The sequence below is a fragment of the Rhodococcus sp. P1Y genome (assembly GCF_003641205.1).
Classification (GTDB): domain Bacteria; phylum Actinomycetota; class Actinomycetes; order Mycobacteriales; family Mycobacteriaceae; genus Rhodococcoides.
This window is the reverse complement of record NZ_CP032762.1, coordinates 3,325,495-3,337,124: the sequence shown is the minus strand read 5'-3', so window position 1 is coordinate 3,337,124 and position 11,630 is coordinate 3,325,495. Positions and strand designations below refer to the sequence as shown.

Sequence of the window (11,630 nt, the reverse complement as noted above, 5' to 3'; positions counted from 1 at the left end):
ATGGGCGCTCTCTGGATTCTTCCCGGACTCCCACTGTTCGGCGCGATCGTACTGCTGCTGTCCGGACGGAAAGCCGATCGTTGGGGACATGTGTTCGGCACGCTCGTAGCCGGTGCCGCGTTCGCGTTCGCCGCTGCCCTGTTCGTCTCCATGCTCGGTCGCGGAGCGGACGATCGTCCAGTGTCGCAGACCCTGTTCAGCTGGGTTCCGGTCGCTGAGCTACGTGTCGACTTCGGTTTCCAACTCGACCAACTGTCGATCTGTTTCGTGCTGCTGATCACCGGTGTCGGCACGCTGATTCATGTGTACGCGATCGGGTACATGGCGGGCGATCCCGATCGACGACGGTTCTTCGCGTACCTGAATCTGTTCCTTGCCGCAATGCTGCTTCTGGTGACAGCGGACAACTTTCTCGGCCTCTATGTGGGGTGGGAAGGGGTCGGGCTCGCCTCGTACCTGTTGATCGGGTTCTGGCAGTACAAACCCTCCGCTGCCACCGCAGCGAAGAAGGCATTCGTGGTGAACCGAGTGGGCGACATCGGATTGATGATTGCGTTGATGATCATGTTCGCCACCTTCGGCAGTGTGTCCTTCGTCGACGTCTTCGACGGGGCCGAATCCGCATCCAGCGGCACCCTCACCGCACTCGGTCTTGTCCTGCTACTCGCTGCCTGCGGCAAGTCTGCGCAGGTACCGCTGCAGTCCTGGCTCGGCGACGCAATGGAAGGTCCCACTCCGGTATCGGCACTCATACACGCCGCGACCATGGTTACCGCCGGGGTGTATCTCATCGTCCGATCGGGTCCAATCTTCGAGGCGGCACCGACAGCGCAGACCGTGGTCGTGATCGTGGGCGCGGTGACACTGCTGTTCGGCGCAGTCATCGGCTGCGCGAAAGACGACATCAAGAAGGCACTCGCCGCGTCGACGATGAGCCAGATCGGCTACATGGTGCTCGCCGCCGGACTCGGCCCTGCCGGATACACCTTCGCGATAATGCTTTTGCTTGCCCACGGATTCTTCAAAGCGGGCTTGTTCCTCGGGGCAGGTTCGGTGATGCACGGGATGAACGACGAGGTGAACATGCGCAAGTACGGCGGACTCCGCACCGCAATGCCCGTTACGTTCGTGACGTTCGGTCTCGGTTACCTCGCAATCATCGGAGTCCCGCCGTTCTCCGGCTTCTTCGCCAAGGACAAGATCATCGAAGTGGCGTTCGGAGCAGGCGGCATTGCGGGAGCAGTGCTCGGTGTGGTCACTCTGCTGGGTGCGGGACTCACGGCGTTCTACATGACTCGGGTCATGCTGATGACGTTCTTCGGCGAACCGCGCTGGGAACCAGACGCACACCCCCACGAGTCACCGGCGAACATGACCGGCCCGATGATCGTCCTCGCCTTCGGGTCCGTAGCCGCTGGAGCACTTTTCACCCTGGGAGGGTCGCTCGGTCACTGGCTCGAACCCGTGGTCGGGGTAGCCGAAGAGGCACATGCACTTCCAGCGTGGGTGGTGACCGCCCTCGCGCTCGCCGTCGTCGCTCTCGGTGTCGGTGTCGCCTATCGCCGTTATGCCATGGAGCCGGTGCCTGCCCACGCTCCTGATTCGATCTCCCCAGTTACCGCAGCTGCTCGTGCCGATCTCTATGGGGATGCGGTGAACGAAACGATGTTCATGAAGCCCGGCCTTCGGGTGGTCAGCGCCACCCAGCGGTTCGACGACGTCGCCGTGGCCGGCGCGACCCGAGCAGTGGCGAGCGGGATCGCCGTTGTGTCCGGAAGAGCCCGAGGTACCCAGAGCGGTTACGTTCGTTCCTACGCGCTGACGATGCTGGCAGGAACAGCGATCGTCCTCGCGATGATGGTGGCGGTGATGGTGTGGTGAATTCCTCCGTCTCGATGTCCACTCTTCCGTGGTTGACGATCCTGTGGCTGCTCCCGCTGATCGGCGCCGTGGTCACGCTCCTCGTTCCACGAAGGCGCCCCATGCTGGCAAAAGCCTCTGCGCTCGGCACCTCCTTGCTGACTCTGGCCGTCGCCGTGGTGCTCGCGCTGCAGTTCGAGCCGAACGGAGCGAGCTTTCAGTTCGTCGAATCACATTGGTGGATAGAATCTTTCGGCGCACGGTACGAACTGGGTATCGACGGAATCGCATTGGTACTCGTACTGCTCACGACGGTCCTACTTCCATTGCTGCTCGTCGCGGGATGGAACGATCCACGGGTGGGCGAATCGGCCCATGTGTACGTGGCGTCGATACTGATCGTCGAATCGATGGTGCTGATGTCCTTCTGCGCTCTCGACGTACTCCTGTTCTACGTGTTCTTCGAGGCGATGCTGATTCCAATGTATTTCCTCATCGGCGGATTCGGCGGTCCGGGCCGAGCCGGCGCCGCTGTGAAGTTTCTGCTCTACAACCTGGTTGGCGGCTTGGTGATGCTTGCAGCCGTCATCGGGTTGTATGTCGTCGCCGGAACGTTCTCGTTCCGCGAGATCGCGGGCTCAGCAGCGGCGGGCGAACTCGGGGTCACCCCCGGCGTACTCAACGCCCTGTTCCTAGGCTTCATGTTCGCGTTCGCGGTGAAAGCGCCGTTGTGGCCGCTGCATTCGTGGCTTCCCGACGCCGCCGTCGAATCGACTCCGTCCACTGCCGTTCTGATGATGGCCGTCGTCGACAAAGTCGGTACGTTCGCGATGCTGCGCTACTGTCTGCAACTGTTTCCCGATTCCTCGCGCTATTTCGCCCCGGCCGTCGTGACTCTCGCGGTGATCGGAATCGTGTACGGAGCTGTGATGGCGATCGCGCAAACCGACGTGATGCGATTGATCGCCTACACCTCCATCTCTCACTTCGGGTTCATCATCCTCGGCATCTTCGCCATGACCGCCCAGGGCCAGGCGGGCTCGGCGCTCTACATGGTCAATCACGGAATCTCCACGGCAGCACTCTTTCTCGTCGCAGGTTTTCTGGTCACCCGACGGGGCACTCGCGTCATCGCGCACTACGGCGGAGTGCAAAAGGTCGCGCCAGTACTGGCGGGGACATTTCTCGTGGCTGGGCTCGCCACGTTGTCGCTTCCGGGCCTCGCGCCCTTCGTCAGCGAGTTCCTGGTCCTGATCGGCACATTCGCGCGATACCACGTGGCGGCAGTCGTCGCCACGGTCGCGCTCGTCTTGTCGGCCGTCTACATTCTGTGGCTGTATCAGCGGGTGATGACGGGGCCCACTCGTGCCGAGAACGACGGCATGAAGGATCTGGCGCCCCGCGAACTCGTGGTGATGGCGCCGTTGATCGCGTTGCTGATAATTCTCGGCGTCTACCCGAAACCGCTGTTGGACATCGTCACTCCCGCCGTCGAGACAACCGTCACCGCTGTCGACAGCCCCGCCGCCACGACCGCTGGAGGTACGCGATGAACGACGGCATTGTCACCGCACCGAGCATCGAGTACGGTCTGCTCTCGCCGATGTTGATCGTGTTCGGTGCTGCACTCCTGGGGGTACTGATCGAGGCGTTTGCACCTGCATCCGCTCGGTATCGCGCTCAGACGGTGCTCGCGCTCGGCGCAAGCGGGATCGCCACGGCTGCGGTCGTCGTCGTGGCCGTGGGCCAGTGGAACTCTCCGGGTACACGAGCGGTGATGGGCGCCGTCGCAGTGGATATGCCGACCCTTTTTCTGCAAGGGACCCTGTTGTTGGTGGCCGTGCCGTCGCTGCTGATGGTTGCCGAACGCTCTCTCGACCGAATACCGGCCGATTCTTTCGCGCCGCAGGCATCCGCAGTGCCTGACAGTGTGGCCGAACAGCAAGCCGCCCGCGCTGGAGCAGCGCAAACCGAAGTGTTTCCGCTGACGATGTTCGCGTTGGGAGGGCTCCTGCTGTTCCCTGCCTCGAACGACCTGCTCACGATGTTCGTTGCGCTCGAGGTGTTCTCGCTTCCGCTGTACCTGTTGTGTGGCCTTGCGCGACGACGACGGCTGCTGTCGCAGGAAGCTGCGATGAAGTACTTCCTCCTCGGCGCATTCTCGTCAGCGTTCTTCTTGTTCGGAACCGCGATGCTCTACGGCTACTCGGGCTCACTCGAACTGGGTGTCATCGGGGATGCAGTTGCGCGCGGATCCGGATCCGATGTGCTGGCGGTGCTCGGTACTGCACTCGTCGGCGTCGGACTTCTGTTCAAGGTAGGTGCCGTTCCGTTCCACTCATGGATCCCGGACGTGTACCAGGGCGCACCGACTCCGATCACGGCGTTCATGGCAGCGGCGACCAAGATCGCCGCGTTCGGAGCGATGCTGAGGCTGTTCTACGTCGCACTGGACGGTCTCGACGAATACTGGCGCCCCGCGCTGTGGGCGGTCGCCATCGCCACGATGCTGTTCGGTGCCGTTCTTGCTGTCTCCCAAACCGACATCAAGCGGATGCTCGCGTATTCGTCGATCACCCACACCGGATTCATTCTGACCGGGCTCGTTGCGCTGGACGGCGATGGTCTTGCGGCGACGCTCTTCTATCTGTTCGTGTACGGCTTTGCCACCGTATCGGCATTCGCGATCGTCACGCTCGTACGCGACGACGATGGCGAAGTGACCGATGTCGCCCGATGGGCAGGCATCGGCCGGACGTCGCCCCTCGTCGCGGCGTCGTTCGCTCTTCTCCTGCTGTCCTTCGCCGGCATCCCTCTGACGAGTGGGTTCATCGGCAAGTTCGCCGTATTCCGAGCCGCAGCAGAGGGCGGCGCGACCCCACTGGTCATCGTCGGGGTGCTCAGCAGCGCGATCGCAGCCGTCTTCTACGTGCGGGTGATCGTCGTGATGTTCTTCTCCGACGCCGCCGACACACCCCGGGTCGTGCGCCCCGGATGGGCGACATCGACGGCCGTGGCCGTCGGGGTCGTGACGACGATCGCGTTCGGCATCTTCCCCGGACCGCTGCTCGATCTGGTCGGCGACGCCGCGGTGTTCGTTCGGTGATCTGCGTCCACCGGACGGCATGAACGTTTCCGACCGAACAGTCTCATCGTCTGGTTGAATGAGCTATCAACACACTGCGTGTCAGCATTTTCGGGGAGTTCAGAGGACCAACCATGAATGCGCTGCGGGAGTGGTGGTCACAGCAGACCGACTACTCCTGGAACGTGAGGTACGCACAGTCGCATCCGGTCCTTCGACACAGTCGGATCGCCGTCGGACTGTGCTGTTGGGCCTACGGCTTGATCTGCGTGGTGGCCTTGGCGACGCCGGTGATGCCGCAAGGCTGGGCGTACCGGATCGTCGTCGGAGTATTCGCACTGACGACGGTTGCCGTCGGATACGCATGGGTGAAGGGTCCATGGCCCGGACACAAGCGGTCACTGTTGTTCATCGCGTACGGAGAAATCGGTGTCTCCTGCGTATTGTTCTGCCTGGACGATCCCTCTGTTGCGTTGCTGTGCGCCTCACTCCTCGGCGTGATGGGCAACTACGTCGCGGCGTTCCACGACTCCAAGGCGTTCGTTGCGCATCAGTTGTGGGCGCTGGGGACCTGCGGATACCTGTACGTCGAATCGCTGACCGACACCGACATTCCCTTCACCCAAGCCACGGCGTACCTCATCGTCTTGATCATGGTCCTCGTGGCGTCGCCGGTTCTGACGCAGGCCTACCTCACTTTCCTGCGACGCGATGCGGCCGTCGCGCACTTCGATCCCCTGACGGGGCTTCGTAATCGTCGCGGCCTGGAGTCGGCGATCGACACGATTCCCGGTGAGACGCACATGGTCACGGTGCTCGTAGCTGATCTCGACAATTTCAAGTCCGTCAACGACAACCACGGACACAGTTACGGCGACGATGTCTTGCGACGAACTGCTGTGACGCTCAACCGCACCTTTCCGGCACCTGCAGTGACAGCTCGAACGGGCGGTGAAGAATTCGTGGTGGTGACAACTGCCTCCCTGTCCTCGGCGTCCACGGATGCCGAGAGACTGCGGACAGCCATACCGGGGTGCAATCCCGTCGGACGAACGACGACCAGCATCGGCGTGGTGCACCGCCGACTGGATTGCGGAACCATCCGCGACGTCCTGGACGAGATGCTCGACGATGCCGATGCTGCAATGTACGAAGCGAAACGCCGGGGCGGGGATTCGGTCGTGATCGAGAGCGTCGACGACGCCCCTGTGCATCCCCCTCGACGCGATAGCCCATGATGATGGAATGAGTTCGAACGATCTATTCGGTGGTCCGAAAAAGCTGCTGACCGTAGTCGCCGTGATCGTCGCCGTCGCGATCCTCGCTGCGCTCGCCACACTCCTGGTCAGGCACCTCCTCGGTCCACCCGAGGGACCGTCACCCTACGAGACCACCTCGACGTCGCTGCCGTCGACCGCCCCCACTCCGACGCCCTGAACTTCGACCCCAACGGCCCCGAATATATATGACGTACACAACACCGAAGAACACGGTGGGCTGCTCACGAGCTGGGAAAGCTCGCTTCGTTGTGTCCGTTATTTGGTTCTAACGACTCCGATCACGGATCATACGAACGTGACTTATCCCAGCGGCGCTCCGAAGACGACCGTTGTCGTGCCTACGTACAACGAACGCGAGAACCTACCGAAGTTGGTGGGCTTGCTCTCAGACCTGAAGGTACCGAACCTTCACGTACTCGTCGTGGACGACAATTCGCCCGACGGCACCGGAAAGATCGCCGACGAGTTGGCCGAGACAGGCCCGATCCCGGTGACGGTTCTGCACCGCACCGAGAAGAACGGGCTGGGTCGTGCGTACGTCGCGGGAATGACCCGCGCGCTGGACGAGGGGGCCGACATCGTCGTTCAGATGGACGCCGACCTTTCCCATCCGGCCGACGTCATCCCGGTCATGATCACGGCACTCACCGAAACCGACGCCGCTGTCGTGCTCGGTTCTCGGTACGTAACCGGCGGTGCAGTCGCAAGCGACTGGCCGTGGCACCGCAAGGCCCTGTCGGCTTGGGCAAACTTCTACGTCAACACCATTCTTCGCCTGCGGGTGAAGGACGCCACCGCCGGCTTCAAGGCGTGGCACGCATCGACACTGCGGGCGATCGACGTCGGATCGGTCGAGAGCAACGGCTACGCATTCCAGGTCGAAATGAATCACCGCACGGTTCGCCGTGGTTTGACCATCGCCGAGGTCCCCATTCGCTTCGAGGAACGAAACGACGGCGAGTCAAAGATGAGCCTGTCCGTCCAACTCGAATCCGCAGCGGTTCCATGGAAGCTGCTGTTCGGCCGTCGGCGCTGATTCATCTCAGGTGAGGTGGGTGCCGAGACGGGTGTGAAGGTCTCTATGCGGCCTTGATCGACGCCGCATAGATGTCCACGTACTCCTGGCCCGACAACTCCATCAGCGCGTACATGACCTCGTCGGTGGCAGATCGCACGACCGCGCGGGAAGACGCGTGCTCGTGATACCTCGAAAAATCGATCGGCTCGCCGAACTTCACGACTATCTTGGCCGGCCGCCACATCCTGGTGCCGACGGGGTTGAACTTCTCGGTTCCGAACATCACCACCGGAACGACAGGGGCACCGGTCTCGAGCGCAACGCGAGCCATACCCGTCTTGCCCTTGTACAGTCGGCCGTCGGGCGACCGAGTCCCCTCGGGGTAGATCGCCCAGATCCCGTTGTCGGCGAGTATCTTCCGTGCGGCGTCGAGGGCCGAGTCACCCGCACCACCACCCGACCGGTCCACAGGAACCTGGCCTGCGCTGGAGTAGAACCACCGGATCAGTGCGCCCTTGAGCCCGCCGCCGGAGAAGTATTCACTCTTTGCGATGAATGTGACGCGTCGTTTGGCCACCAACACGAGAAAGAACGAGTCGACGACGGTGAGGTGGTTACCGGCGATGATGACCGGCCCGGTAGCAGGCAGATGTTCGGCACCCTCCACCCGAGGACGCCCCATGAGAGCAAGAATCGGGCCGATCAACACGTATTTGAAGATCCAGTACCACATGGCGCGATACTAGCCGACCAGCGACTTCACCGACGCCGGCAGTTGACGCGCGCTCTTGTACGGACCGACTACCGCAGCCCCGAACGGTCGGGTCAACAGAACCCGCGCTACCTCACGGACATCCTCGACAGCCACCTGGTCGATCCGAGTCAACGTGTCGGAGATGTCCCGATGATTGGCATAATTCAGTTCGCTTCGCCCGATGCGATTCATCCGTGAACCCGAATCCTCCAATCCCAGAACGAGACCGCCCCGCAGCGATCCCTTTGCTCTCGCACATTCGTCCTCGGTGATGCCATCGGAGGCGACCTGTGCGAGTACCTCGCGGATCACGGTCGTGACCTCGGCAAGGTTCTCCGGCTGGCACCCCGCGTACACCGAGAAAGCACCGGAGTCGGCAAACGTGTCGACCGAGGAATACACCGAATAGGCCAACCCTCGCTCTTCACGAATTTCCTGGAAAAGCCGTGAAGACAATCCTCCGCCGACAGCCGCGTTGAGAATCGACAGGGCCTGGCGATGTCCCTCGTGCCGACCGAACGCGCGGACACCGAGCGACAGGTGCGCCTGTTCACTGTCCCGCGACACGAATCTGAGCTCCGGTCGGTCGCGAAGTGCCACAGCGCCTTCGCGCCTCGGGACCGGGTGGACACCCTTACGAAGATGTCCAGCGAACGCACGTTTGACCAGTGCAACGACGTGTTTGTGATCGATGTTGCCGGCAACCGCGACAACCATGCGTTCGGGTGTGTATCTACGGTTGTGAAACGACCGCAGTTGAGCGCGCGTCATCGACTCGATCGAATCGACCGTGCCGATGATCGGCCTACCGATGGGGTGGTCGCCGAACATGGCTTCGAGGAACAGGTCTCCGAGAAGATCCTCCGGGTCGTCGTCGCGCATCGATATTTCTTCGAGCACCACCTGACGCTCGACGTCCACGTCACCGGTACGGCATCGACCGCGAAGGACGACGTCGCTGACCAGATCGACGGCCAGGTCCAGATCTTCGTCGAGAACGTGGGCGTAGAAGCAGGTGCTCTCCTTGGATGTGAAGGCATTCAGTTCACCGCCGACGCCGTCCATCACCTGAGCGATCTCGAGAGCGCTTCGTGTCGGCGTCGATTTGAAGAGCAGATGCTCGAGAAAATGCGCAGCACCCGCGACACTGGGCCCCTCGTCACGAGATCCCACTCCAACCCAGACACCGACCGAGGCCGATCGGACACCGGGAACGAACTCGGTAACCACGCGAAGACCACCGGGCAGAGTGGTGCGCTGAACGCCCAGATTCTGCCCGGTGGGATCCGAAACAGCAGAACGGTACGTTCCGTAGGAACGTACCGTTCTGCCTTGATTCTTCTTATTCAGCGGTGGCCTCGACAGGTGCATCGGCAGAGTCGGAAGAACCTGCGGCAGCAGCACTCTCGTCCTCGACCGGGACAAGGCTGATCTTGCCGCGGTTGTCGATGTCGGCGATTTCGACGCGCAACTTGGATCCGACGCTGACTACGTCTTCGACCTTGTTGATGCGCTTGCCGTTCCCGAGCTTGGAGATGTGCACCAGTCCGTCGCGACCGGGGAGAAGCGAGACGAATGCACCGAAAGCCGTTGTCTTGACGACGGTTCCGAGGAAACGCTCGCCGACCTTGGGCAGCTGCGGGTTGGCGATGGCGTTGATCATGTCGATCGCGGCCTGTGCGGACGGGCCGTCCGCTGCACCGACGTAGACAGTGCCGTCATCTTCGATCGAGATGTTGGCACCGGTCTGCTCGGTGATGGAGTTGATCATCTTGCCCTTGGGTCCGATGACCTCGCCGATCTTGTCGACCGGCACCTTGATCGCGGTGACGCGAGGAGCGTAGGGGCTCATCTCGTCGGGGGTGTCGATGGCCTCGGCCATGACCTCGAGGATCGTGGTGCGTGCGTCCTTGGCCTGAGCCAGAGCGCCCGCAAGAACCTTGGAGGGAATGCCGTCGAGCTTCGTGTCGAGCTGCAGAGCCGTGACGAAGTCCTTGGTGCCCGCAACCTTGAAGTCCATGTCGCCGAATGCATCCTCGGCACCGAGGATATCGGTGAGTGCAACGTAACGGGTCTCACCGTCGATCTCGTCGGAGACGAGGCCCATCGCGATACCAGCGACTGGAGCACGCAGCGGCACACCGGCATTGAGCAGGGACAGCGTCGATGCGCAGACCGAGCCCATCGAGGTGGAGCCGTTCGAGCTCAATGCCTCGGAGACCTGTCGGATCGCGTACGGGAACTCGGCCTGGCTCGGCAGAACAGGCAGCAGGGCGCGCTCGGCGAGTGCGCCGTGGCCGATCTCGCGACGCTTCGGCGAACCGACGCGGCCCGTCTCACCGGTGGAGTACGGCGGGAAGTTGTAATGGTGCATGTAGCGCTTGGACGTCTCGGGTCCGAGCGAGTCGACCTGCTGCGCCATCTTGACCATGTCGAGCGTCGTGACACCGAGGATCTGGGTCTCGCCACGCTCGAACAATGCAGAGCCGTGGGTGCGCGGGATGATCGCGACCTCGGCCGACAGCGAACGGATGTCGGTAACACCGCGCCCGTCGATACGGAAGTGGTCGGTCAGGATGCGCTGGCGAACGGACTTCTTGGTCAGAGCGCGGAACGCAGCTCCGATCTCCTTCTCGCGTCCGGTGAACTGGTCTGCGACCTGTTCGAGCACCTGAGCCTTGACCTCGTCGAGCTTGCTCTCGCGCTCGGCCTTGCCTGCGATCGTCAGTGCTTCGTTCAGCGGGATCTTCGCGGCATTCTCGACAGCCTCGAAGACATCCGTCTGGTACGCCGGAAACACCGGGTAGTCACCGGTGGGCTTGGCGGCCTTGGCTGCCAACTCCTGCTGAGCAGTGCACAGTGCTGCGATGAAGGGCTTCGACGCTTCGAGGCCCTCGGCGACGATGGACTCGTTGGGGGCCTGAGCACCGTTCTCGATGAGCTCGATGACGTTCTCGGTTGCTTCTGCCTCGACCATCATGATCGCGACATCCGCGTCGGCACCCGAACCGGAGACGATGCGGCCTGCGACGACCATGTTGAACACAGCCTTCTCGAGCTGCTCGACGGTGGGGAACGCAACCCACTGCTTGTCGATGAGCGCGACGCGAACGCCACCGATCGGGCCCGAGAACGGAAGTCCCGCAATCTGGGTCGAAGCCGATGCAGCGTTGATCGCAACGACGTCGTACAGATCGGCCGGGTTGAGGCTGAGGACCGTGATGACGACCTGGATCTCGTTGCGGAGTCCGTCGACGAACGTCGGGCGCAGCGGCCGGTCGATGAGGCGGCACGTCAGGATGGCGTCGGTGGACGGGCGACCTTCGCGGCGAAAGAACGATCCGGGGATGCGTCCTGCTGCGTACATACGCTCTTCGACGTCGACCGTCAGCGGAAAGAAGTCGAATCCCTCGCGGGGGTGCTTGCCTGCGGTCGTAGCCGACAGCAACATGGTGTCTTCGTCGAGATAGGCGGCGACTGCGCCTGCGGCCTGCTGAGCAAGGCGACCGGTCTCGAACCGGATGCTGCGCTTGCCGTAGGTGCCGTTGTCGATCACGGCTGTTGCTTCGTAGACGCCTTCTTCGGCTTCTACGGTTGTGGTTTCGGTCATTCTTTTTTTCTCGTCCTCTCGTC

Annotated in this window: 9 protein-coding genes; 6 read left to right on the top strand and 3 right to left on the bottom strand. The window is 62.4% G+C overall.

Annotation, left to right across the window (positions count from 1 at the left end; genetic code table 11):
• The 6 genes from nuoL (at position 1) to D8W71_RS15415 (ending at position 7,261) form a co-directional block, all read left to right on the top strand.
• Positions 1-1,881, top strand: coding sequence for an NADH-quinone oxidoreductase subunit L (gene nuoL / locus D8W71_RS15440; RefSeq protein WP_121114503.1), 1,881 nt, complete (start codon positions 1-3; stop codon positions 1,879-1,881).
• A gap of 14 nt (positions 1,882-1,895) precedes the next feature.
• Entirely contained in the window at positions 1,896-3,413 is a 1,518-nt protein-coding gene (locus tag D8W71_RS15435; protein WP_121119289.1) for an NADH-quinone oxidoreductase subunit M, read from the top strand.
• A complete protein-coding gene (gene nuoN, locus D8W71_RS15430; protein ID WP_121114501.1) occupies positions 3,410-4,966 on the top strand; it encodes an NADH-quinone oxidoreductase subunit NuoN in 1,557 nt (518 codons plus the stop codon). The genes D8W71_RS15435 and nuoN overlap by 4 nt, the downstream gene beginning before the upstream one ends.
• Positions 4,967-5,079: 113 nt before the next feature.
• The gene (locus tag D8W71_RS15425; protein ID WP_121114499.1) at positions 5,080-6,183 is read left to right on the top strand and encodes a GGDEF domain-containing protein; all 1,104 of its coding nucleotides are present in this window, start codon (positions 5,080-5,082) and stop codon (positions 6,181-6,183) included.
• Between the two features lie 7 nt (positions 6,184-6,190).
• Positions 6,191-6,382, top strand: a complete 192-nt coding sequence (locus D8W71_RS15420; RefSeq protein WP_121114497.1) for a hypothetical protein — start codon at positions 6,191-6,193, stop codon at positions 6,380-6,382.
• A gap of 138 nt (positions 6,383-6,520) precedes the next feature.
• Positions 6,521-7,261, top strand: a complete 741-nt coding sequence (locus D8W71_RS15415) for a polyprenol monophosphomannose synthase (RefSeq protein WP_121114495.1) — start codon at positions 6,521-6,523, stop codon at positions 7,259-7,261.
• A 43-nt stretch (positions 7,262-7,304) separates the two neighbouring features.
• On the opposite strand, the gene D8W71_RS15410 is transcribed toward D8W71_RS15415, so the two are convergent.
• From D8W71_RS15410 to D8W71_RS15400, 3 genes are read right to left on the bottom strand one after another with little or no spacing between them, the layout of a single operon-like run.
• A complete protein-coding gene (locus D8W71_RS15410; RefSeq protein ID WP_121114493.1) occupies positions 7,305-7,976 on the bottom strand; it encodes a lysophospholipid acyltransferase family protein in 672 nt (223 codons plus the stop codon).
• Between the two features lie 9 nt (positions 7,977-7,985).
• Entirely contained in the window at positions 7,986-9,368 is a 1,383-nt protein-coding gene (locus tag D8W71_RS15405; protein WP_121119287.1) for a M16 family metallopeptidase, read from the bottom strand.
• Positions 9,340-11,607, bottom strand: coding sequence for a polyribonucleotide nucleotidyltransferase (locus D8W71_RS15400; RefSeq protein ID WP_121114491.1), 2,268 nt, complete (start codon positions 11,605-11,607; stop codon positions 9,340-9,342). The genes D8W71_RS15405 and D8W71_RS15400 overlap by 29 nt, the downstream gene beginning before the upstream one ends.
• Positions 11,608-11,630 lie beyond the last annotated feature (23 nt).